Origin of the sequence: Bradyrhizobium sp. WU425 (assembly GCF_021052305.1) — a bacterium.
Lineage (GTDB): Bacteria > Pseudomonadota > Alphaproteobacteria > Rhizobiales > Xanthobacteraceae > Bradyrhizobium > Bradyrhizobium canariense_D.
The window spans coordinates 5,252,894-5,275,117 of record NZ_CP088089.1; the positions used below are offsets into that span (position 1 = coordinate 5,252,894).

A 22,224-nucleotide genomic window follows, 5' to 3' on the forward strand; every position below is an offset into this window, starting at 1 on the left:
AGTTAGGTTAGGCGCGCTGTGTGCGAAGCAGTTCTATCGGCCCTGGTGGACCACATTTTTTGAGCGAGACCAGAACGATCGGGATTCGCCATCGCGCCGATCGCGGCTACCATGGTCGTGGCGCAGTCCTCGATCGGCCCGATCTGGTCCACCGCTTTGGCAAGATGGCGATCTGTCGATTGGTCGATGCGGCCAGCAAACCGAAAAGCGGTTTGATCGAGACCGAGTGCTTGCGACAGCTTCGCCACGACTAACCGCCTCCCGAATGAAAAACATCGGCGCCTTTTTCAGCATTGCGCCTCGAAGCGAAGCATGCGTTCTTTTTTAGAACTCGTCAATCGCTATTTTGTTGTCACGATCGGATCAGAAAACGGCAAGCTTACTGCCCTGTTCCAGCGCTCTTGAGAACACCGTTTACAACCGGACTTCCAACCGATACCCCTAGCGTATCAAATAAGAACTTATGGGAGAGGCAGCATGGGAGAAAGTCGCGGGGTCGCGATGCTGGTCGGCGCGGGTGATGCCATCGGCGCTGCCGTTGCGCGGCGGTTTGCCAGCGGCGGCTACACTATTTGCATCTGCAGACGCGATCCGACCAAATCTCAGGCGCTTGTCGACGAGCTCAGGGCGAAAGGCCACAACATCCACGCCTTCAGCGTCGACGCCCGTCAGGAAGCAGAAGTCCAGAAGCTATTCGCGGGCGTCGAGCGCGACATCGGTCCGATCGAGATCTGCCTGTTCAATGCCGGTTCGAACGTCAACAAGCCCCTGCTGGAGACTACCGAAAAGCTCTTCTTCAAGGCCTGGGAGCTGGCCTGTTACGCCGGCTTCCTGGTCGGACGCGAAGCCGCGCGCGTCATGCTGCCGCGCCGATGCGGCACCATTCTTTTTACCGGTGCGACCGCAAGCATCCGGGGCAGCAAGGGATTTGTCGCGTTCTCGTCGGCAAAATTCGGCCTTCGCGCGCTGGCCCAGGCGATGGCGCGCGAGCTCGGGCCCAAGAACATTCACGTCGTCCATCTCATCATCGACGCTGGCGTCGATAGCGAGGCTATTCATCAGCGCATGAAAGCGGCCAGGGGGATCGAGGCCAGTGAGATCCCGCCCGACAGCCTGACCAAGACCTCCTCAATTGCCGAAGCGTATTGGTTTGCCCATCAGCAAAGCCGCGACGGCTGGACCCATGAACTCGATCTTCGCCCCGCCGTAGAGAAATGGTGACATGAGCGACAATCCAGACCTCACTTTGTGGGGCGTCGGGACAAGCCGCACCGTTCGGCCGCACTGGGCGATGCACGAGCTGGGGCTGGCCTACGAGATCAAACCGATCGGCCCACGGACCGGCGAGACCAAGACCGCCGAATATACCAGGCTCAATCCGCGCCAGAAGATTCCGCTGCTGCAGGACGGTGATTTCCGCATCGGCGAGAGCGCCGCGATCGTCGCTTATCTGTCGCGGATGTACTCAACGCCGGAGCGTGCATTGATCCCTGAATCCACCCGCGACTATGCCGCGTGGCTGGAATGGTGCTTCTTTATCGTCACCGAGCTCGACTCGACTAGCCTGTATGTGATGCGCCGTCACAGCGCCGATGCGCTCGGCCCAATTTACGGCGTCGCGCCGGAGGTCGTAGCTCAAGCCGCAGAATACTTTCGGGCGCAGCTGCGCCATGTCGAGGTCGCGCTGGCCGACGGCCGACATTTTATCATGGGCGAGCGATTCAGCAGCGCCGACATCCTGCTGACGACGTGCCTGGACTGGGCGGTCGCCTACGGGGTAGGCATCTGCGACAATGCGCAGCCCTATCTCGAGCGCATGCGAAGCCGGGAGGCTTACCAGCGAGCGGTTGCCGCGAATGCTCCGCGCGCACCAATTAAACCGACGCCTGCCAAGGCCTGAGAACCGTTCGCCGGACGCGCGAAGTGCATCGACCTACATGGCCACGCGTAACGTGCGTGCAGCGACCATATCGTCGATCGCGCCATCATCGTAGCCCAGTTCGCGAAGCACCTCGCGCGAGTGCTCCCCGACGCGCGGGGCCGGTCCGCCGATGGCAGCCTGGTTGACCTCGAAGCGAGCCGCGGGCTTGGGCTGGCGCACACGGCCGACCTTCGGTTGGTCGAACTCCGCGATGATTCCGCGCGCCACGACCTGCTCATTGTGGATGATCTCGCCGCGCCGCAGGATCGGCGCGCAAGGGACATCCGCAGCGTCCAACCGCTCCAGCCATTCGGCGGTCGTGTGCCGGCCGATATACTCCGCCATCTTGTTGATGCGCGCCGTGGCGTTCACCGAACGCGCGGACGGGGTCGCAAACCGGGCATCGTTGGCGAGTTCGGGATCGCCGGACGCGCGGCAGAAGCCCTGCCATTCGGAATCTGAGATGGTGCCGGCCGTGATGTAACCATCGCTGGTCTTGAACACGAGATCCGGGCGGTCGTTGGGATCGGCGGCAGCGGCCTCGGCTCCGACCACCGTGTACTGCATCATGCCTTCCGGCCAGAGGTAGGAAATCATCGCGTCCAGCATCGCGACCTGGATATGATCCCCCTGCCCCGTCTTCTCACGCGCGTAGAGCGCCGCCGCCACCGCCTGCGCGGTGAACACGGCGGTGGTCTTGTCGCACACGATGGTGCGGATCATCTGCGGGCGATTGGTGACCGGCTGCGACTGGATATCGGCAAAGCCCGACAGGCCCTGAATGATTGGATCGTAGACGCGCTTCTTCACATAGGGCCCGGTGTCGCCGACGCCGCTGATCGAGACATAGATCAAGCGCGGATGACGCCGGCGCAGTTCTTCGACGCCGAGGCCGAGGCGCTCCATGGTGCCGGGCCGGAAGTTCTGCACCAGAACATCGGCCTGCGCGACCAGCTTGGCCAGCACCTCGTGCCCGGCGGGGCTCTTGACGTCGATCGAGAGCGAACGCTTGCCGCGGTTGGACGAGATGAACAGCGCGGAGAACTCGCCGTCCTTGTCGATGGTGGCCCGGCTGCGACGGGTGATATCGCCACCGATCGGCTCGATCTTGAGCACGTCGCCGCCCTGGTCCGCCAGAAACATGGTCGCAAACGGGCCCGACACCACGCCGGTCAGATCGAGGACACGAACGCCGCTAAGCGGACCAGCCATTTCACTCTCCCTGGATTGTTTTTCTGCCGACGGGCTGAGGATAAACTCCGGCTTACCGCCAGCCCTTCGCCTCAACCCGCACGGACCGCAAGTCGGTAACTAGCCGGTCTTGGAAACGGGCTGCCGGGTCTGTTCGACGATCGATTCCTCGACGTCCCGGAGTTGATCCTTGCCGAAAAACATCTCCTTGCCGACGAAGAATGTCGGCGAGCCGAAGGCACCGCGGGCGACGGCGTCATTGGTCAGGTCAATCAGCTTCTTTTTGACGTCATCCTGCTGCGCGCGCGTAACCAGCCTGTCGATGTCGATCCCCGAGGAGGCAAATGCGGTCCGGAACACTTCGGGATCATCCATCTTCTTGGGCTCCTCCCACATGTGATGATAGGCGGCGCGGAAATAGGGTTCGAATACGCCTTCGAACTGGGCCGCGACGGCGCCGCGCATCAGCATCAAAGTGTTGACTGGAAAGAAGGTATTCTGACGAAATTTCGTGATGTTGTGGCGGCGGATAAACCGCTGGGTCTCGAGCGCCTGGTATTCCGGCTTGTTCTTGATCCCGCGAAGCGAGTCGAACGGGGACATGTTGCCGGTCGCCTTGTAGATCCCGCCGAGCAGGACCGGGACGTACTCGAATTTTACCGCGGTCCGCCGCTCGATCCCGGGGATGGCGACCTCCGCCAGATACGCGTTTGGGCTGCCGAAATCGAACTGGAATTCAACCTTGAGGGTCATGACCGCTTTCTCCCGCAGAGCGTATTGGATGGTCAGGGACCGGCGATCCAATCGCATGGCTTGCCTGTTCTCACTTCTACAGTTCTAAAAACGAACTGTCAAATTCGGCTAGATTTATGCTGGTTTGACCGTTTCATCGGGTATTGTTTGGAATTCAGTACCTATCTAGAATGCAAGGCAAATATGGCGGCCTCGGCAGCGATTCGAGCGGGTCTCGCTGGGATGACTGGAGAATACGGATGAAGTGGAAAGAACTGGAGGAAGAGCCGTGTTCGATGGCCCGAACCATCGGCGTGATCGGTGACCGCTGGACCCTTCTGATCCTGCGCGAATGTTTTTTGCGCACGCGGCGCTTCGAAGGATTCCAGTCGGCGCTCGGAATTACACGTCATCTCCTCGCCGAACGGCTGAAGAAGCTGGTCCGGCAGGGCATTCTGCGCCGCATTCCCTACCAGGAGGCGCCAAAGCGGCACGAATATATCCTGACCCAGAAGGGTCTCGACCTTTATCCGATCATGATGGCGCTCGTGCATTGGGGCGACACTCACATGGTCGACGAGCGCGGCCGGCCGCTGCTGCACCAGCACCGCAAGTGCGGAAAGGACTTCGACCCGGTCATGGTGTGCTCTGAATGCGGCGAGCCGCTCTCGGCCAAGGAGGTTCATACCCATCCAGGCCCCGGCGCCCAAAGCCCGCTGACGACAGCCGCACCTGACAAGCCGAAGGCAAAGGCGCGCCGCAGCGCCGCTTGAGCCGGCCACCGGCGTCAGGCACTGAATCAGACTCGAATCACGGCTGCGTCGGGTTCGTTGCAGTGGAGACGGTCCGCTTGTTCAGCCCGGTGCTTGAGCACAGCACGTTGATTGACATAGGCCTTGTCGGTGATTTCTCCCGCGGCCAATGAGGGCGGATCCTTCAGCAGGGTGAACGTGCAGATTTTTTCGCTGCTTCCGACGGCCTCATTGTATTCCTGCAAACGATGTCTCAGGAATTCGATCACCTTGGGGTCGCAGGTCAAATCCGCAGCCGGCGCGTTCGAAATCCGCGCCGCCTCGGTTGGATTCAGCCAGCACAGCAGCGCGCAGGCATCACGGTTTTCTCCGGCAACGACAATGTCCAGTAGGACGCCGCGCGTTGCGGCCAGGATGGCGGCACGCATATTGCCGATCGCAACCCAGGTGCCGTTCGCGAGCTTGAAGTTCTCCGAAATTCTGCCGGTGAAACGCAGACCGAACTCCGGCTTCTCGGGATCGATAAACGACACGGTGTCGCCGATGCGGTAGAACCCCTCCTCGTCGAAAGCCTTCTCCGTCAGATCGGCTCTGCCGAGATAACCGGGGGTGACGTTGGGGCCCTTGACCCTGGCCTCGTACGTGTCGGAAACAGGGATCAGTTTCAGCTGCACGCCCGGCGCGGGAAGGCCAATCTCGCCCGGCCGATCCGTTGCCCAATGCGTCGTGCTGATTGTCGGCGCCGTTTCGGTCGTCCCGTACCCCGACATCACCGGAATCCGCCGGCCCGTGACCGATGAAGTCAGCCGATAGAGTTTTTCGAGCGTTCCTTGCGAAATGGCAGCCCCCGCGTAGCTCAATCGATCCAGCCGTTTGAAGATGCTGGCGCCGAGGGCGAAGTCGTTCTCGATGGCATCGCACAACAGGTTATAGCCGGCGGGAACGTTGAACATCGCCGTCGGCGAGATCTCCTTGAGGTTCGCCACCGATTTGTGAAAGAGCTGAGGCAGCGGCCGACCGTCATCGATGTAGAGCGTCCCGCCGTTCCTGAGAATGCCGTGAAGAATGACGTTGCTGCCCATCGTATGGTGCCACGGCAGCCATTCGACCTGAACCGGCGCCTCCGGAGGCGACACCAGCAGGCTCCCCATTTGCAGCGAGCTCGCCATCATGCGATGCGTGTTCAGCACGCCCTTTGGCAGGCCGGTCGAACCGGAGGTGAAGAGAATTTTTGCAACGGCGTCGCTGGGGATTGCACCCGACGCACGCGTGAATCCTTCACGGTCCGTTCGATCCGTCAGGACCCGGAAGGGCGTCGTCTCCGGCGCGCCATCGACGCTGATCCAGGTCGAGTCTGCCAATTCGGGAATGGAACGGGCCGCGGAAAAGTCGCGTCCACTCTGAACGAAAACGAAGTTCGGACGCAGCACCTGCGCGATGTCCTTGAGGCGCGCAAGGCCGCCGGGCATCAGCGTGTAGTTCGGCGATATAGGCGCCAGAATGACACCTATCGACATCGCCGCAAAGGAGATCACCGCGTTCTCGATGGAGTTGCCCGAAAGCACGGCCAGCCTGTCAGCCGGCTTTGCGCCCATGTCCATCAGACTCTGGCCGACCGCCTGGACCTGCGACCATGCTTCGCCATAGGTGATCTCGTCCCATCCCCCTTTGGCATTGCGCTGTGCGAGGAATATTCGCTGCGGAGCCGCGGCTGCCCAGCGCGGCAGAAAATCGGTGACGCGCCAGTCACATGGCCCCAATTCGAGCGGCGACCTCAATATGAGCGTGCCGTCGGTCCGGCGCTCGACGGAGAGCTCCCTTGGCGCAAACGTCAATGGCTTCGTCGACATCGAAAACGATCTCCTGAATTGCCGCGGATGGATAGAACGGGCTGCGCCAAGCGTCACTCGGACCTGGCGTCCAGGACGTCTCCGAACGCTTGCCACGTCGTGCCGGTCCAGCGCTGCAGCCGCATCTGCGTCCAGATCATGTTCTCGGTCTCGCTGGTGTTGACCTTGATCCCGGGCAGCACAGTCGGAACGACGACGTCTTTCAGGTTCTTCGCCTGCGCCAGGATATTCTTCCGCGACAGATCATCACCGCATTGCTTGAGGATTTGCTCGAGCAGGACGCCTTGCTGATAGCCGGTCAGATAGCTGCCGTTGGTGATATCGGCGCCCTGCAGATACTTGTCGAAAAATGCCCGGTAAGCCCGCATGCCCGGATCGTCCTTCCATGTCTCGTCCAGGACATCCTTGTTGGTCGTGCCGACCATCACGCCGACCGATTTGTCGAGCCCGGCCGGTGCAAGCGTGCCTCCGACCGATCCGGACGGGAAATTGATGATCACGGTCGCCTTCCAGCCGATCACCGAAGCTTGCCGGATGGCTTGCGCCGCGAACTTCGGCGTCCCGGCGATCACCAAGGCCTCGGCACCCGAGCTCTTCAGATTGGTAATCTGCGAATCAATCGTCGGTTCAGTGACCTCGTAGGAAGCACTGACGACCTTGCGGTCGAAATCCTTGCCGAGAAACGCCTTGAAGGCAGCGAGGTAATCTTTGCCGAGATCGTCGTTCTGATAGAGGATGGCATACTTGGCGTTCGGTAGCGTTCTCGTCAGGTATTTGGCGTAGATTTTTCCTTCGGTGTCGTAGCTGACAAGACCCGTGGTGATCAGCGGGTAATTGGCGACGTCCGTGAACTTGGACGAGCCGCTGACGATGGCGACACTCGGTACCCCTTTGGCCCTAAGGTATTTTGCAGTGGCTGAGATGCCGGGGGTTCCGAGCTGGCCGAACATGAACGACACTTCGTCGCTCTCAACGAGCTTGCGGACGTGCTCCACCGCTTTGGGAGGACTATATCCGTCGTCATAGGCGATGTAGTTGATCTTGCGTCCTTTGACGCCGCCGCGGTCGTTCAACGCCTGAACGTAGGCCATGAGCCCCTTGCCCACGAGACCGATCGATGATGCCGGTCCGCTGAAGGGAAAAACCCCGCCAATCTTGATTTCGGTAGCAGAGATTCCCGGCTCGTCGGCGGCGAATGCGGGACCACTCAGGAATAGAGCCAGAGCCGCGACGATCTTCCATCTCACCAGCATTGCGTCCTCCCAAACTTGCACCCCTTCTCGAGTGTGCGGCTTTGTTTTGTTGCGCCGGTGGCGGCTCGTCGCGCCCTTTGCGAAGAGGCATCGCGCAGAACAGGTCCAGCCGTAAATCCGGCACGTCGCGGCCGTTGCGTTCGGCCATCTCGTGCGCAGCCTACAGTTCTTTTTTTGAACTCGTCAAGCGATTAGATGCTCACGTGCCGTGACTTGGACGACAGGCCCCGTCCTCGTACTTGGAAATAATTTGGTCTAAATCCTGCGTATAAGGCCGCGTTTTCGGCTGTTCTAGGACAGGATCGCTGGCGCATTTCCATGCTGCTGCGCACATTCTTTTTTTGAACTATAAGGCCGCCGCGAGACCACGCAGTGCCTGGCTTATCTAGCCAGGCACCCACGGCGCAGCAGGGATAGATTTCGCCGAGCCCTACTCGGCGGCGATTGCTGTTCGCAATTCTGCATCCTTCGCCGAACGCTCATAGAGCTCGTCCGGGGCTGGCTTGATGCGAACCAGGCCACATAAAGCGCAGGAAGGAACAGCAGGATCAGGACCTTGCCAACTGCCGTGCCGCCAATCAGCGTATAGGCCATCGATCCCCAGAACACGGAATGCGTCAGAGGAATGAAGGCCAGCACGGCGGCAAGTGCGGTCAGGATCACCGGCCTGGTGCGTTGCACGGTGGCTTCGATGACGGCGTGATAGTCATCGAGGCCGGCAGCACGATTCTCCTTGATCTGTTCGGTCAGGATCAGGGTATTGCGCATCAGGATGCCTGCCAGTCCGATCAGGCCAAGAATGGCGTTGAACCCGAACGCAGGATGATGAAGACAGGGTAACGGCCCGTTCGCGAACGGCGATCGCGGAAAGATTAAGGTTCATCTGCTAACTTACAATTGGCTGGGCGGCAGCTTCCTTGAGGCCAGCTGCCGCTTGGGCGTCAAGCCCGCGCGCGGCTTCCTGTGAATCTTGAAATTCCTCGAGGGCATGGACTCTGCCCCACCGCAGGGTGAACACGTGGAGACCGCGGTTGACGTACGAGCCGTCGCCATCGAGCAGCGTTGCGGTGCCGTCCCATTCGACAAACACGGTGGTGTTCCAGGGCCAGCCCTTCACCCAGACGTTGTTGACCCTGATATGGAGCGTGGGCAGGACGCGTCCGAGCCGCTCGAACCAGCGGCGCAGGGCCGCTTTGTCGTGGCGCTCCCCGCCCAACGCGTGATGGCCGGAAACACGGTGATGGATGTGCGGCGCGACCGCCTTCACCGCTTCATCCCAGCGATGGTTGTTGACATGGTCGAAGGTCTTTCGGATTTCCTGCTCGACGATGTAGCTGTACATGTGCTTCTCCAGCGGCTGGGGCGGAACGATTGAGACTCTTCAGTTGCTCCGGCTTTCAGCGGCGGTCCTGACACGAGCGCCCTCCTGCAGGAGGTGAGCGCCGAGCGAAACAATTGGATCACCAGAATTCAAGCCGGAGATCACGGCGGTTTCGTCGGTCACCCGAACAAGCTTGATCGGCCGAAAGCGTACGCTTGAGGTGGCGCTGTCGAGGATCCAAACTCCGGTCTTGCGGCCATCATCGAGCACTGCTCGGAGCGGCACCTGAACTTGCGGCTCGCTCGTTTGGCTCGGTAGCCGAATGGTCACCGTCGCGCCAAGTGGTGCGGCCGCGGCTTCACCGTCCAGGACATACCGGGCTTCATAGGTTCGGGTCTGGGCATCGGCGGCGTCGGACAATTGCCGCAAACGCGCCGTATAGCGCCACCCTTCGGCTACTCCGTACACGCTGGCCTCGGCCACGGAGTCGATTGCCGGCCGGATCGTTTCAGGGAGCGCGACCACCGCCTCGCGAGGACCGGCCTTGGCAATCCGAACAACCGTCTGGCCGGCCGAAACGACCTGCCCGGGCTCGCCAAGCGTTTCGACCACCGTTCCGTCCGCGTCCGCGACCAGGATCGAGTACGTCGCCTCGTTCTCGGCAACCCGTGCATCGGCTTCAGCGCTCGCAAGCTGCGCCTCGGCCGTATCCAGCGCGGCCTTGGCTTGCTCGTAGCGCTGTCGGGAAGCCCAGCCGTTGCTCACCAACTTGGCGTATCGCGGTTCGTCCGCTTCGGTCTGCACGACGGACGCGCGCGCGGCAGCAACGGCGTTGCGCTTCGCCGTGACCGCAAGACGAAGGTCGGTTTCGTCGATCCGCATCAGCGGCTGACCGGCTTTGACCTGCTCACCGGTATTCACAAGCCGCTCCACGATCTTGCCGGGAACGCGAAAACCGAGGCTGCTCTGCACCCGCGCCCCGATGATGCCGGTGAAGCCACGCTCCGATCCGGTCACCCGCGCCGCGGCCGTGATCCTGACGATCGGGGCTTCTTGCCTCGGATCGCTCACGGCCGAGGCCGCCGGCGCGCGAAGCGTAACGAATGCGGCCACCGCGCATCCCGCGATCAGGACGCTCCCCAGCACGATCATCTGTCGCTTTTTCATAACGTGGCCTCATGCCAGATAGATTGCGTTCGAGCTCTATATCGGATAATAGATGTCGAACGCAATCTAAAATGGGGAGACCAATGATGCGAGTGAGTCGCATTCAGGCTGAGGAAAACCGGCAAAACGTCATCAATGTCGCAAGCCGCCTGTTTCGGTCGCGGGGATTTGACGGCATCGGCCTCAAGGACCTGATGGAAGCTGCCGGGCTGACCCAAGGCGCATTCTACAAGCAGTTTGAGTCAAAGGAGGACCTGGCCGCGCAGGCGTCGACGCGCGCGCTGGAGAGCGCCACGCTGCGATGGTCGACCGCCATCGCCGCGGCCCCTGAGGATCCCCTCTGGGCGGTGATGGGGTTCTATCTCAGCACGGATCATCGCGACGAAAAGATGGACGGTTGCCCGATCGTGGCGCTCGGCTCGGATGTGGCCAGACAGAGCAGCGAGGTGAAAGCGTCGTTCGAAGGCGGGATCAAAGCGCATATCGAAATCCTCAGCCGCCTGATTGCCGAAACGAGCGACGAGGAATCCAGGAGCAAAGCCATGGCCATTCTTTCGACGATGGTCGGAGCGTTGACACTCTCACGCGTCGTCAACGATCCCGATCTCGCTCAGGCCTTTCTGGAAACGGCGTCGCGACAGATTCGCGACACTGTCGCCGCTTGAAGATCGGTGCTTGATAACTCACAGGGAGAACGCAAATGCGCAAAGCAGGGATACACAATTTTCCGGCGATCGACCGTGTCGTTTACGGCAAAGCTGCGTCTGAGGCCTTGAACGATGAAGCGGTGCGGCTGGATGCCAAGCGCGTCTTCCTGATCGTCAGCCGCACCTTGAACACCAAGACCGACGAGATCGAGAAGATCCGGCGTGCGCTCGGCGAAAGACATGTCGCGACCTTCGATGGAATTGCAGAGCACACCACGCGCAAGCAAGCTGCCGAGGTTGCCCGTCAAGCCAAAGACGCCGGAGCCGACCTGGTGGTCGCCGTCGGGGGAGGCTCGGCGATCGATCTCGCCAAGATCGTCATCATGGCGATGGAACATGACATCCGTGACGAAGCGGGTTTCGATCCATTTCCCATGGGCCCGGGCGTCACCGTCTCTCCGTTCCGATCGCCAAAGGTTCGACAGATCGCGGTGCCATCCACGCTGAACGGCGGCGAATACAATGCAGCAGCGCTCGTCACCGATGAACGCAGCAGGCTGAAGCAGATCTTCTTCCATTCTCTGATGATGCCGGTGGCGATCATTCTCGACCCTGCCCTTACCGTCCATACGCCCTCGAAGCTCTGGATGGGATCGGGAACGCGCTCGATGGACCACGGCATCGAAGCATTGTGCTCACCCGCCGGCACGCCGCTTAGCGACGAGGTGGTCCTGGCCGGCATCCGCACGCTTCGAGAGGGAATGCAACGGACCTTGCAGCAACCCGATGATCTGGAGGCGCGTCGACTGTCTCAATATGGCGCGTGGCTCGCCGCTTTCGGCCTCCAGGCGCGGGTCCCGATGGGAGCCAGTCACGGCATCGGCCACGTGCTTGGCGGGACCTTCGGCGTACCACACTATTATTGCACACCGGTCATCATGCCGAGCCTACTTCGCTACAACAAGGCGTTCACAGAGGATGCGCAAACGCGCTTAGCAGCGGCTCTTGGCGAGCCGGGCATGGAAGCGGCAGCCGCCTTCGCAGAATTCACCAGGAGACTTGGACTACCCGGTCGCCTTGCCGACGTCGGGATCGGCGAAGACAAGTTCGAGCAGATCAGCAAGATTGCGATCAATCATCGCTTCGTGCAGGCCAATCCGCGGCCTTTTAAAAGCGAAGCCGACATCGTCGATCTGTTGCGAATGGCCGCCTAGCCAAATCCGAATGAACTGATACTTGCCCAAATTGACGTGCGGGAGAATCCAGCCATGACATCAGCTCCGCGCCCACGCCGGCAAGTAGGGCCGGCGACGCGCCGGCAACCGTCTATCAACTGTTCATGCAGGAGAGCGCGGATGCTGCCCGCTGGCATGAACATCCACGGTGGAGAAAGCCGTAAAGACAAGGAGGCGATCCCTTGCTCAACCTGTCACATGACTTCGACGCAAGTAAACGAACCGGCTCCTGCTCCGCCCCGCGCCGGCATCGACTGGCAACTCGCTCCCGTTGACTTCATCCGGTTCGGAAAAAGCGGCGCCGAGATCTGCGCGCAAATGAAGGATCCCAAGCGCAATGGCGGCCGCGATGCCGCCGGGCTGGTCGAACATCTGCGCCATGACGCTTCGTTGAACGGCTTCATTCCGCACGGCTGAGCGCCCGGCACAGGTCGGACGACGCCACCAGGCAGCTTCGAGAATCGTGTCAAGGACGTCGCCTTATGGGGGACGGCCTGACAACCTTGTCCGAATTGATTAGATTCGTTTTGCCGCATGCGAAGGCTGGATACGAACATATGACCGGCATGATCTGTGGACTTGAGACGGCCGTCGCGCCGCGCGCACGGGCGCCATAGCTGAGCAGCAACGCGTTGAGTCCGATCAGATCAGGCTCGACCTGCCGCGGCTGAGAATGTCGCCTGCGCCTTTGTCGCCGACGATCCTGCCGTGTTCGTACACCACCCGGCCACGGGCGATCGTCGTTACCGGCCATCCGGTGACGTCGAACCCTTCCCATGGCGTGTAGTCCGAACCGTGATGCAGATCGGCCTGCCGAATAGGCTTCTTCAATTTGGGATCCCAGAGCACGATATCCGCATCGAAGCCGACGCTGATCGAGCCCTTGCGCGGATAGAGGCCGTAGATGCGCGCATGGTTGGTCGCGGTCAGCTCGACGAATTTTTGCAGGCTGATCCGTCCCTTCGACACGCCTTCGGAGAACAGAATCGGCAGCCGGGTCTCGACACCTGGAATGCCGTTCGGCACCCAGCGGAACGAGGTGCGGCCGTTCGGCGTCAGCTTGCCCCTGGGATCGTCGTAACGGAACGGGCAGTGATCGGACGAGAAAGTCTGGAACACGCCCGTGGTGATGCCTTCCCAGATCGCCTGCTGGCTTTCCGCGTCGCGCGGCGGCGGCGAGCAGACATATTTCGCGCCTGACATGTCCATGTTCAGACCCTTCATGTCGTCAGCCGTCAGCGTAATGTATTGCGGGCAGGTCTCGGCATGAACAGGCAATCCGCGCTGCTGAGCCCAGCGCACCTGCTCCATCGCCTCGCGCCCGGAGACGTGCACGATCATGATGGGAACGCCGATCACCTCGGCATGACTGATGGCGCGATGCGTGGCTTCGCGCTCGACCGCCTGTGGCCGCGACACGCCGTGATAATAGGGCGCGATATGGCCCTCGCGTTCCAGCTTGGAGGTCAGGAAACGGATGGCGTCGTAACCCTCGCAATGGACCATCACCAGCGCCTCCTCGCGGCGCGCGACCTCGAAGACCTCGAGCAGCTGCTTGTCACTGAGCACGAGGTCGTCATAGGTCATGAACACCTTGAACGAGGTGTAGCCGTCCTTGACCAGGGCCGGCAGCTCCTGCCCGAGCACGACCGCGGTCGGATCGGAGATGATGAGATGGAACGCCGTGTCGATATAGCACTCGCCTTCGGCAAGCTTGCGGTAGTTCTCGACGCAGGTCCGCAGCGACGTGCCCTTCTGCTGCAGCGCGAACGGCAGCACCATGGTGTTGCCGCCGGCGGCTGCCGAACGGGTCGCTGAGGCGAAGTCGTCGGCCATCACCACGTCGGGGCCGGAGGCCTGCGAGATGTGGACATGGCTGTCGATCCCGCCCGGCAGGGCCAGCAGCCCGGTCGCGTCGATCTCGCGCGCTGCGCCTTCGAGATGATCAGCAATGCTGACGATGCGGCCGTCGCGAATGCCGATATCGGCGCGGAACTCGTCGCTGGCCGTCACGATGGTGCCGCCGCGAATAGCAAGATCGAGCTGCGTCACAGGAGTCTCCATCACTTGATGACCGTCGATGTCTGGAAGATCCGCCCCCAGTCGGCAAGAGCCCCGGCATCGCCGCCGGCGAGCTCCAGGGTTCGCCACAGCGTGACCGCTACCGAATCGACCACCGCGACATTCAATTCCCGTTCGAGCGAAGCCGCCAGCGCGGCGCCGTCGAGGTTGGTGCAGAGGATGACGACAGCATCGGCGCCGTCAGCCGCCACAGCGCGGATCATGCCAGCAATCGTCGCAGGCGCGACCTCGCCGAAAGAGAAATTGTCGCGCAGTCCGAGGTGCCGCTCCGCGTGCGGGGCGATCCCCTCCTCGGCCCAGACGTGACCGATCCGCCGCTGCACGTCGTCGGTATAGGGCGAGACCAGGCCGACACGTTTGGCGCCGAGCGCGCGAGCGGCATCGATGCAGGCGAGCGTGGAGGTCGTCGCCGGCACGCCGGTGCGCACCGTGATTGCCTCGCAAAGGCTCCGGTCTCTGCCGATGCCGAGCCAGCTTGCGGACGTACCGTTCCAGGCGATGGCATCGACCTTCGCATCGGCCAGCAGGTCCGCCGCAGGCAGCATCACCGAGGCGTCGAACTGGTTCAGCGCGGCGGCGTCGAGTGCGATCTCGGTGACGCGGAAACGCGAGAAATGCGCGGTGACATCGGCCACGCCGGCGAGCATCGCACTGGTGACGGGCTCCAGCACCGAATTGGAGGACGGCGTGATCATGCCGAGGCGTTTGCGCACAATTGACATCGATCGCAGTCGCTCCGTTGCGGCGAAAGCGCTCCTCCGCTTCCTCAAAAGGATCATCCGCGTCCGCATCGGTCCACGCAACCCGCAATCTGCATGCTGCATACAATTTATTCGATATGCACGTGTTTTGAGCCACATACGTCTTCTATTTGGGCACCTCACGTGAAGGAAATTAGCTACGATCGCACGTCAGCAGGAAGGCCGGCGTGCCGCAAAAATCCGAACCCAACCCGGGCCGAAAGTCGCCCAAACTCAAACGGATGGGCCTGCATGAGCGCGCCGCCGCGCGGATGCGGACGATGATCATTCGCGGCGAGCTGCCGCCGGGATCGCAGACCCAGGAAACCAGGCTGTCGAAGGAGCTGGGCGTATCGCGCACTCCGCTGCGCGAGGCGATGAAAGTGCTCGCGGCCGAGGGATTGATTGAGCTCCGCCCCAACCGCAGCCCGCGCATCGCCGACCTCGCCGTCGACGGCATCTCGGAATTGTTCGAGGCGCTGGCCGGCATCGAGCGGCTGGCCGCCGAGCTCGCCGCCGAGCGCGCCACCGAGCGCGATCTCGCCCGCCTGCGCACGCTTCAGACCCGCATGGAAGGTCATCATCGCAACGGCAAGCTCGACGAGTACTTCGCCATCAACGGCGAGATCCACGACACCATCGTCCGCATGGCGCGCAACACGCCGCTGCGCGAGGCGCACGTGACGCTAATCTCCCGCGCCGAGCGCGCGCGTTACCTCGCGCTCGGCGCCGACCGGCGCTGGAGCAATTCGGTCGACGAGCACGCCGGCGTCCTTGCCGCGCTCGAGGCGCGCGATAGCGAAACCGCAGGACGCCTGCTCGGCGCCCATGTTCGGCGCACCGGCACGGCGCTGCTCGAAGTCATCGCGGCCTCTCAAGCCAAGCAGACGGCGGCGCAATCATGAAGCTGCTGCTGCTCAACCCGAACACCAGCACCGCAGTCACCCAGTTGATGACGGATGTCGGGCAGCGCGCGGCTGCGCCCGGGACCGAGCTGATCCCCTGCACCGCGACCCGCGGCGTGCCCTATATCTCGACACGCACCGAGGCACAGATCGGCGGTGCCATTGCGCTGGAGATGCTGGCCGGGCAGCATCGCAAGGTCGACGCCGCGATCATCGCCGCCTTCGGCGACCCCGGCCTGTTCGCCGCGCGCGAAACCTTCGACATTCCCGTGGTCGGCATGGCGGAAGCGGCGATGCTGACCGCCTGCATGGCCGGACGGCGTTTCGCCATCGTCACCTTCGCCCAGGCGCTCGGCCCCTGGTACGAGGAATGCGTCCGCGCCCACGGGCTGTGGGAGCGCTGCGCCGGCATCCGCATGCTCGATACGCCGTTCCAGGCGATCTCCGAGGTCGGCACCGAGAAGGAGGATGTGCTGGTCGATCTCGCCCGGCGCGCGATCGTGGAGGACGACGCGGACGTCTTGATTTTTGCAGGTGCGCCGCTCTCGGGCCTCGCCGAGCGCGTGGCCGACCGGATCCCCGTCCCAGTCGTCGATCAAGTCATCGCGTCGGTGAAGCAGGCCGAGGCCCTGGTCGCGCTTCGCCTGCGCAAGGCAACCGCAGGCACGTACCGCCGGCCCGCCGCCAAACCCACCCTTGGTCTTGCCGATGCGCTCGCCGCCCGGCTCGAGCATCGCGATAACTAGGGGAGCTGCGGCCAGCGATGCGAAAAACCAAGCTTGTTCTCAATCGTACGGCCGAAGGCAAACAGGCGGGATTCGCATCCCGGCGGTGCAATGATCTGGATACCGAACGGCAGCTCGTTCTCCGCTCGGGGGGCCGGCAGGGTCAGCACCGGGAAACCGACCAGCGACACGATGAAGGTGACGGCGAGATAATCGATCGGCGTCTCCAGCGCCGCGCCATCGATCGTGGTGACGTCGCTGATCTCATTCGGCCAGGGCAAAACGGACGCCGCCGGCGCTACCAGGAAATCGGCGCGGCTGAACAGCTCGCGAAAGCTGCGATAGATCGCGGTGCGGCGACGCTCGGCATTGAGATAGTCCTCCGCGGAGAGCTTTGCGCCCGCCTCGATATTCCAGATCACGGTGGGCGTCAGCTCGGCGCGGCGCGACTTCAGCAGCTCGCCATAGCCGTTGGCGATGTGCGCGGCGCGCAGCGTCCGAAATGCCTCGATCGCACCGCCGCAATCGGGCGCGGACGGCACCACATCGGCCACGGCTCCGAGCGCCTCGCAGGCCGCGGCGAAACGTGCACGGACATCGCGCGCGACGGCCGCGATCCCGAAATCGGGCGTCGCTGCGATCCGGGGACGCACTGCAACCGGCCGATCCTCATTGACGACACCGATCGAGAGTGGGTCGTGCACATCGCCTCCCCCACAGATCGACAGCGCAAGCTCGAGATCGTCGACGCCGCGGGCGAGAAAACCGTGGGTGGCGAGCATGTCCCAGCCGAGGGGGCGATGCGGCGCCGGGATGCGACCGGGCGTCGGCCGGATCGAGGCGACGTCGCAAAAACTTGCGGGCGTGCGCACGGAGCCACCGAAATCGGTGCCATGGGCCAACGGCACCATGCCGGCCGCGACCGCAACCGCGGAGCCACCGGAAGATCCACCCGAAGTCAGTACCGGATCGAACGGATTGCGCGTCGGCCCGCACAATTTGTTGGTACAGACCGCGCCGAAGCCGAATTCGGGTGTGTTGGTCTTTCCCAGAATGATCGCGCCAGCGCGCCGCAATCGCGCGACCACGAGATCGTCTTCGGCCGGAATATGATCGCGGAACAGAGCCGATCCGTACGTGGTCGCAACCCCCGCAGTGTCGGTGAGGTCCTTGATCCCTATGGGCACCCCATGCAGCGGGCCGACCCGCGTTGGCGCGGCGTCGCAGATATCAGCGGCACGGCGGGCCCCCTCCGCATCGACAGTCACGAAGGCCGCCAATTGGCTATCAAGACTCGCGATCCGCGCCAGATGCGCCTCGACCGCGTCGCGCGAGGAGAGTTCGCCCTTCGCGAGGGCGCGTGCGAGGGCCGTGGCAGTGAGGTCGCAAACCGATCGATCCGACGTCATCACCCCACCATGCCAAACCTCGCGGCGAAAAGCGACCGGTGCGGGCATGAGACTTGCTTTCTACTCCGGGGCAACGGGAGGCAACACCATGGCTGAAGCGCAAGGCGGCCGATCGCTCGTGGTCGACGCCGTCACCCACCGCTATCCGAGCGGCGCGCTCGCGGTCGAGAACATCAATCTCAACATCAAAGGGGGCGAGATCATCGCCCTGCTCGGCCCCTCCGGCTGCGGCAAGACTACCCTGCTGCGCATCATCGCCGGCTTCATCGCGCAGACGCAGGGGCGGATCATCATCGGCGACGACATCGTCGACGCGCTACCGCCGAACCGCCGCGCGGTCGGCATCGTGTTCCAGAACTACGCACTATTCCCCCATCTCAGCATCAGCGAGAACGTCGCTTATGGGCTTGCCGCGCGCGGGATCGACAAGGCGACCCGCCAGCGCGAAGCACAGCGCTTGCTGGATCTGGTGCAGCTGCCGACCATGTCGGAACGGTTGCCACGGCAGCTCTCCGGCGGCCAGCAGCAGCGCGTCGCGCTGGCCCGCGCGCTCGCGATCAAGCCGTCAATCTTGTTGCTCGACGAGCCCTTTGCCGCGCTCGACAAGAATCTGCGGCTCGACATGCAGATCGAGGTCAAGCGGCTCCAGCGCGTCTCCGGCATCACCACGCTGATCGTGACCCACGACCAGGAAGAAGCGCTGTCGATGGCCGACCGCGTCGCCGTCCTGAGCCACGGCAAGCTCGAGCAGTTCGGGTCGCCGTCGGACGTCTACGACCGGCCGCAGACCCTGTTCGTCAACACGTTCGTCGGCGCCAGCAACCGCATGCCCGGCGTGGTCGTCTCGGCAGACCGCACGGCCGCAAAAGTCCGCCTCGATGCCGGCGCGGAAATCATTGCGCGTCCCGCCGGCGGCGCTCTCACCGAGGGCGGCCGCGTCACCGTGTGCATACGCCCCGAGCATCTGCAATTCGTTGGCGACGAGACCGGCTTTGCCGGCGTGGTCGGCATGTCGCTGCCGTTAGGAGCCACCGTCGTCCACGAGGTCACCACCGCGGACGGCTCCGGCGTCAAGATCTCCCAGGCGCGCATCGGCGAGACGCGCACCCTGGAGAGCGGCGCCGCGGTGCGCCTCGCGCCGCTCGCCCCGTCGCTCGCAAACGCTTTTCCTGCAACGCTTTGAATTCAGTTTTTGTCCAGAGGGAGTTCGACCATGATCATGAACCGCCGAAGCCTGATGACGACCGCACTCACACTCGGCGCCATGAAGGCGTTTCCCGGACTGAGCTACGCCCAGGCCCGCCCGCTGGTGTTTGCGACCTTCACCGGAAGCTGGGAGGAGGCGCACAAGGCCGTGCTGGTGCCGGCCTTTCGCAAGGCGAACGCCGATGCCGCGATGGTGCTCGACCCCATGCTCTCGGTCGACCAGATCGCCAAGGTGAACGCCGCCAAGGCCAATCCGCCGATTGACGTCATGCTGCACGATCCCGGCCCGGCCCTGGTCGCAATCGGCCAGGATCTGGTCGAGCCATACCCCGTCGAGAAGAGCGCCTATTACAAGGACCTGATCGCCGAGGCCCAGGAGCCGATGGGCCCTGCCCCCTTCTTTCAGGTCGTCGGCCTCACCTACAATCCGGAAGCCGTCAAGACGCCGCCGACCTCCTGGGCCGATCTGTGGAAGCCCGAGTTCAAGGGCCGCGTTGGCATCACCAACCTTAACTCGACGCTCGGCACCGGCTGGCTGGTCGAGATCGCCAAGATGCGCGGCGGTTCGGAAGCCAATGTCGATCCCGGCTTCAAGGCGATCGAGGAGCTGAAGCCCAACCTCGCCGCGGTCGCCGCCAATCCCGGCGCGCTCGCCACCCTGTTCCAGCAGGGCCAGATCGATATCTCGCCCGGCAATTTCAACGCCATCCAGATCCTGAAAGCGCGCGGCGTGCCGGTCGAGTTCGTGGCCCCGAAGGAAGGTGCCATCGCCTTCAAGACCACGATCCACATCGTCAAGAACTCGCCCAACCGCGAGCTCGCCTTCAAGCTGATCGAGGCGTCGTTGACCCCGGAAGTGCAGACCACGCTGATGAACCCGCCCTACCTGATCGTGCCGACCAATTCCAAGGTGGCGATGGGCGGCGAGATCGCGCGCGTGCTCGCCAAGGACACGGCCGAGCTGAAGCAGAAATTCGTGTTCCAGGACTGGAAGAAGATCAACGAGCAGCGCTCGGCCTGGATCGAGCGTTTCAACCGCGAGATCAAGATCTAGAGCTTCAAGGACTCATGATGGGCACAGCACCGGCATCACGAGACGTCACGTCCTACGGGATGGGATTGGCAGCGCCGCTGGCGCTGTTCTTCCTAGTGTTCTTCGTGGCGCCGCTGCTGCAATTACTGTGGCTCTCGTTGCACAACGACACGGCCGCGCTCCATTGGGGACTCGGCCAGTATCTGCACTTCCTCACCGATCCCTTCAGCCTCAGCGTGCTCGGCTCGACGCTGCTGCTTGGGGCCGAGGTGACGGCCGTCTGCCTCGTGCTCGGCTTTCCCATCGCCTGGCTTTACCAGCGGGTCGGGCCGCGGCTTCAGACCATCATCATCCTGATCGTGCTGCTGCCGCTTTTGACCAGCGTCGTGGTCCGTACCTTCGCCTGGATCGTCATCCTGGGCCGCCAGGGCATCATCAACGCGACGCTGCAATCGCTCGGCATCATCGAGACGCCCCTGAAACTGCTCTACACCCAGTTCGGCGTCGTCCTCGCGCTGGCGCAGGTGCAGATGCCGCTGATGACGCTGCCGCTGATCACCGCGCTCGGCCGGATCGATTCCAATCTCGACGACGCCTCCTGCTCGCTCGGCGCTGGAAGCTGGCGCACGTTCTTCCGGATCGTGCTGCCGCTGTCGCTGCCCGGCGTGATCGCCGGCTGCACGCTGACCTATGCCGCCGCGATCACGGCCTTCATCACCCAGTCGCTGATCGGCGGCGGACAGATGCTGTTCATGCCGATGTATCTTTACCAGCAGGCTTCGACCCTGCAGAACTGGCCGTTTGCCTCCGCAATCTCGATCATCTTTTTGCTCGCGGTGCTCGCGGTCGTCTCCGTCTTCACCACGCTCGGCCGCCTGTCGCGCGGCTATGGAGGTGCGTGATGAGCGGGCGCAAGCGCACCCTGGAGGCGTTCAGTTTCGAGCTGGTCATGAGCCTGATCGCCGCGATTGCGCTGATCATCATCATCGCGCCGTCGCTGGTGGTGCTGATCGTCTCGTTCACCAGCGGCTTCTCGCTGCGTTTTCCGCCGCCGGGCTATTCGCTGCGCTGGTACGCCGAATTGTGGAACGCCTGGCAGCTGCACTTCGCAGCCAAGAACAGCCTCATCGTGGCACTGTGGGCGACGGGCCTGTCCGTGGTGCTCGGCGTTGCCGCCGCGCTCGCGATCTCGCGCTCACCGACGCTGTCGGCGCGGCTGCTCGATTCCCTCTTCATGTCGCCGCTGGTTCTGCCGGCGCTGGCCTTTGGCCTTGCCGCGTTGATGCTGTTCTCGCTGGTCGGCCTGCCGGTGTCGCCGTTGACGCTGGTAATCGGCCACACCGTGGTCTGCGTGCCCTATTTCGTGCGCAATACGATTGCGGCGCTTGCCCAGCTGGAGCCGACCCTGCTGGAGAGCTCGGCCGTGCTGGGCGCCGGCCGCATCTACACGTTCCGGCGCATCGTGCTGCCGCTGATCCGGCCGGGCATCATCGCGGGCGCCTTCATCGCCTTCATGTCGTCCTTCGACAACGTGCCGGTGTCGCTGTTCCTGCGTGATGCCGCCACCGACATGCTGCCGATCCGGATGTGGCAGGACCTCGAGGGCAAGCTCGACGTCACCATCGCCGCGCTGTCGGGCGTGCTGATCATTGCAACCGTCGCGTTGGTCGCGATTATGGAGCGCGTCACGGGGTTATCGCGGCGGCTGACCAACTGATCAGGCGCCGCGGAACAGCGAATAGCCCCAGCGCGTGAATTTCAGCGGCAGGTGAAAATGCTCGTCAACATTCTTGATGCGAAAGCGGAACGGGGTCACCGTGAGAAATCCGTCGCGCTCGCCAAAGAACTCGCCGAGATGAAACAGGACCTCATACTCGCCCGCCGTCACGCCCGCCCCCTGCGCAACGGGATGATCGAGCACGCCGTTGACACCAAGCCGTCCGTCGGCGACGCGCAGCGAGTCCGGATCGATCCGCCAGATCTCGACGCGCAGACCCTGCGCCGGGCGTCCGCTCGCCACATCGACCGCGTGAATGGAAATGCCACCTGCCACAA

23 protein-coding genes and 1 pseudogene are annotated in these 22,224 nt (G+C 63.0%); 12 read left to right on the top strand and 12 right to left on the bottom strand.

Annotated features, from left to right (window positions below; all coding sequences use genetic code 11):
- Window positions 1-2 precede the first annotated feature (2 nt).
- Window positions 3-248, bottom strand: coding sequence for a hypothetical protein (locus tag BcanWU425_RS25580; protein WP_204510823.1), 246 nt, complete (start codon window positions 246-248; stop codon window positions 3-5).
- Window positions 249-477: 229 nt separating this feature from the next.
- Between BcanWU425_RS25580 and BcanWU425_RS25585 the strand changes: the two genes are divergently transcribed.
- Together BcanWU425_RS25585 and BcanWU425_RS25590 are read left to right on the top strand one after the other, a co-directional pair.
- Entirely contained in the window at window positions 478-1,221 is a 744-nt protein-coding gene (locus tag BcanWU425_RS25585) for an SDR family NAD(P)-dependent oxidoreductase (protein WP_026233658.1), read from the top strand.
- 70 nt (window positions 1,222-1,291) lie between these two features.
- Window positions 1,292-1,900 (top strand): glutathione S-transferase family protein, encoded by a 609-nt coding sequence (locus BcanWU425_RS25590; RefSeq protein WP_377830600.1) that lies wholly within the window; start codon window positions 1,292-1,294, stop codon window positions 1,898-1,900.
- A gap of 33 nt (window positions 1,901-1,933) precedes the next feature.
- Here BcanWU425_RS25590 and BcanWU425_RS25595 read toward each other — a convergent pair whose 3' ends face one another.
- Together BcanWU425_RS25595 and BcanWU425_RS25600 are read right to left on the bottom strand one after the other, a co-directional pair.
- Window positions 1,934-3,133: a CaiB/BaiF CoA transferase family protein gene (locus tag BcanWU425_RS25595; protein ID WP_204510821.1), complete on the bottom strand. Its 1,200-nt coding sequence runs from the start codon at window positions 3,131-3,133 to the stop codon at window positions 1,934-1,936.
- Window positions 3,134-3,232: 99 nt separating this feature from the next.
- Window positions 3,233-3,865: a 2-hydroxychromene-2-carboxylate isomerase gene (locus BcanWU425_RS25600; RefSeq protein WP_085351026.1), complete on the bottom strand. Its 633-nt coding sequence runs from the start codon at window positions 3,863-3,865 to the stop codon at window positions 3,233-3,235.
- Between the two features lie 239 nt (window positions 3,866-4,104).
- On the opposite strand from BcanWU425_RS25600, the gene BcanWU425_RS25605 reads away from it, so the two are divergent.
- Window positions 4,105-4,617, top strand: a complete 513-nt coding sequence (locus tag BcanWU425_RS25605) for a winged helix-turn-helix transcriptional regulator (RefSeq protein WP_018458768.1) — start codon at window positions 4,105-4,107, stop codon at window positions 4,615-4,617.
- A gap of 26 nt (window positions 4,618-4,643) precedes the next feature.
- Here the strand turns inward: BcanWU425_RS25605 and BcanWU425_RS25610 are convergent, their stop codons facing one another.
- From BcanWU425_RS25610 to BcanWU425_RS25630, 5 genes and pseudogenes are all read right to left on the bottom strand, one after another.
- The gene (locus BcanWU425_RS25610) at window positions 4,644-6,503 is read right to left on the bottom strand and encodes an AMP-binding protein (RefSeq protein WP_231188677.1); all 1,860 of its coding nucleotides are present in this window, start codon (window positions 6,501-6,503) and stop codon (window positions 4,644-4,646) included.
- Window positions 6,500-7,699 carry an ABC transporter substrate-binding protein gene (locus BcanWU425_RS25615; protein ID WP_085362428.1) on the bottom strand — a complete coding sequence of 400 codons (1,200 nt, stop codon included), beginning with the start codon at window positions 7,697-7,699 and terminating at the stop codon, window positions 6,500-6,502. The genes BcanWU425_RS25610 and BcanWU425_RS25615 overlap by 4 nt, the downstream gene beginning before the upstream one ends.
- 430 nt (window positions 7,700-8,129) lie before the next feature.
- Window positions 8,130-8,524: pseudogene (locus BcanWU425_RS25620) on the bottom strand (efflux RND transporter permease subunit); the annotation flags it as partial.
- A 61-nt stretch (window positions 8,525-8,585) separates the two neighbouring features.
- Complete coding sequence (locus BcanWU425_RS25625) at window positions 8,586-9,041, bottom strand: nuclear transport factor 2 family protein (RefSeq protein WP_231188679.1); 456 nt, start codon at window positions 9,039-9,041, stop codon at window positions 8,586-8,588.
- Window positions 9,042-9,080: 39 nt separating this feature from the next.
- Window positions 9,081-10,187, bottom strand: coding sequence for an efflux RND transporter periplasmic adaptor subunit (locus tag BcanWU425_RS25630; RefSeq protein ID WP_204510819.1), 1,107 nt, complete (start codon window positions 10,185-10,187; stop codon window positions 9,081-9,083).
- A gap of 86 nt (window positions 10,188-10,273) precedes the next feature.
- On the opposite strand from BcanWU425_RS25630, the gene BcanWU425_RS25635 reads away from it, so the two are divergent.
- The 3 genes from BcanWU425_RS25635 (at window position 10,274) to BcanWU425_RS25645 (ending at window position 12,486) form a co-directional block, all read left to right on the top strand.
- The gene (locus BcanWU425_RS25635; protein WP_204513916.1) at window positions 10,274-10,852 is read left to right on the top strand and encodes a TetR/AcrR family transcriptional regulator; all 579 of its coding nucleotides are present in this window, start codon (window positions 10,274-10,276) and stop codon (window positions 10,850-10,852) included.
- A 35-nt stretch (window positions 10,853-10,887) separates the two neighbouring features.
- Window positions 10,888-12,048, top strand: coding sequence for an iron-containing alcohol dehydrogenase (locus BcanWU425_RS25640; protein WP_204510818.1), 1,161 nt, complete (start codon window positions 10,888-10,890; stop codon window positions 12,046-12,048).
- Between the two features lie 141 nt (window positions 12,049-12,189).
- Window positions 12,190-12,486 (top strand): hypothetical protein, encoded by a 297-nt coding sequence (locus BcanWU425_RS25645; RefSeq protein ID WP_231188681.1) that lies wholly within the window; start codon window positions 12,190-12,192, stop codon window positions 12,484-12,486.
- A 225-nt stretch (window positions 12,487-12,711) separates the two neighbouring features.
- Here BcanWU425_RS25645 and hydA read toward each other — a convergent pair whose 3' ends face one another.
- Both hydA and BcanWU425_RS25655 read right to left on the bottom strand, forming a co-directional pair.
- On the bottom strand, window positions 12,712-14,133 hold the full coding sequence (hydA, locus tag BcanWU425_RS25650; protein WP_204513915.1) for a dihydropyrimidinase: 1,422 nt from the start codon (window positions 14,131-14,133) through the stop codon (window positions 12,712-12,714).
- The gene (locus BcanWU425_RS25655) at window positions 14,133-14,873 is read right to left on the bottom strand and encodes a maleate cis-trans isomerase family protein (RefSeq protein WP_018458758.1); all 741 of its coding nucleotides are present in this window, start codon (window positions 14,871-14,873) and stop codon (window positions 14,133-14,135) included. The genes hydA and BcanWU425_RS25655 overlap by 1 nt, the downstream gene beginning before the upstream one ends.
- A 206-nt stretch (window positions 14,874-15,079) precedes the next feature.
- Here BcanWU425_RS25655 and BcanWU425_RS25660 point away from each other — a divergent pair, with 206 nt between their 5' ends.
- Together BcanWU425_RS25660 and BcanWU425_RS25665 are read left to right on the top strand one after the other, a co-directional pair.
- Window positions 15,080-15,796: a GntR family transcriptional regulator gene (locus BcanWU425_RS25660; protein ID WP_018458757.1), complete on the top strand. Its 717-nt coding sequence runs from the start codon at window positions 15,080-15,082 to the stop codon at window positions 15,794-15,796.
- Window positions 15,793-16,542 (top strand): aspartate/glutamate racemase family protein, encoded by a 750-nt coding sequence (locus tag BcanWU425_RS25665; protein WP_018458756.1) that lies wholly within the window; start codon window positions 15,793-15,795, stop codon window positions 16,540-16,542. The genes BcanWU425_RS25660 and BcanWU425_RS25665 overlap by 4 nt, the downstream gene beginning before the upstream one ends.
- Here the strand turns inward: BcanWU425_RS25665 and BcanWU425_RS25670 are convergent.
- Window positions 16,539-17,930, bottom strand: a complete 1,392-nt coding sequence (locus tag BcanWU425_RS25670; protein WP_085362426.1) for an amidase — start codon at window positions 17,928-17,930, stop codon at window positions 16,539-16,541. The genes BcanWU425_RS25665 and BcanWU425_RS25670 overlap by 4 nt on opposite strands.
- Window positions 17,931-18,018: 88 nt before the next feature.
- On the opposite strand from BcanWU425_RS25670, the gene BcanWU425_RS25675 reads away from it, so the two are divergent.
- Genes BcanWU425_RS25675 through BcanWU425_RS25690 form a run of 4 tightly spaced genes read left to right on the top strand, consistent with a single transcriptional unit; the run spans window position 18,019 to window position 21,886 of the window.
- The gene (locus BcanWU425_RS25675; protein ID WP_018458754.1) at window positions 18,019-19,113 is read left to right on the top strand and encodes an ABC transporter ATP-binding protein; all 1,095 of its coding nucleotides are present in this window, start codon (window positions 18,019-18,021) and stop codon (window positions 19,111-19,113) included.
- A gap of 30 nt (window positions 19,114-19,143) precedes the next feature.
- Complete coding sequence (locus BcanWU425_RS25680) at window positions 19,144-20,190, top strand: ABC transporter substrate-binding protein (protein ID WP_007608710.1); 1,047 nt, start codon at window positions 19,144-19,146, stop codon at window positions 20,188-20,190.
- 17 nt (window positions 20,191-20,207) lie between these two features.
- Window positions 20,208-21,071: an ABC transporter permease gene (locus BcanWU425_RS25685; RefSeq protein ID WP_085362425.1), complete on the top strand. Its 864-nt coding sequence runs from the start codon at window positions 20,208-20,210 to the stop codon at window positions 21,069-21,071.
- On the top strand, window positions 21,071-21,886 hold the full coding sequence (locus BcanWU425_RS25690; protein WP_204510817.1) for an ABC transporter permease: 816 nt from the start codon (window positions 21,071-21,073) through the stop codon (window positions 21,884-21,886). Before BcanWU425_RS25685 ends, BcanWU425_RS25690 begins: the two co-directional genes overlap by 1 nt.
- Here the strand turns inward: BcanWU425_RS25690 and BcanWU425_RS25695 are convergent, their stop codons facing one another.
- Window positions 21,887-22,222 (bottom strand): hydroxyisourate hydrolase, encoded by a 336-nt coding sequence (locus BcanWU425_RS25695; RefSeq protein WP_026233653.1) that lies wholly within the window; start codon window positions 22,220-22,222, stop codon window positions 21,887-21,889.
- Window positions 22,223-22,224: the final 2 nt, after the last annotated feature.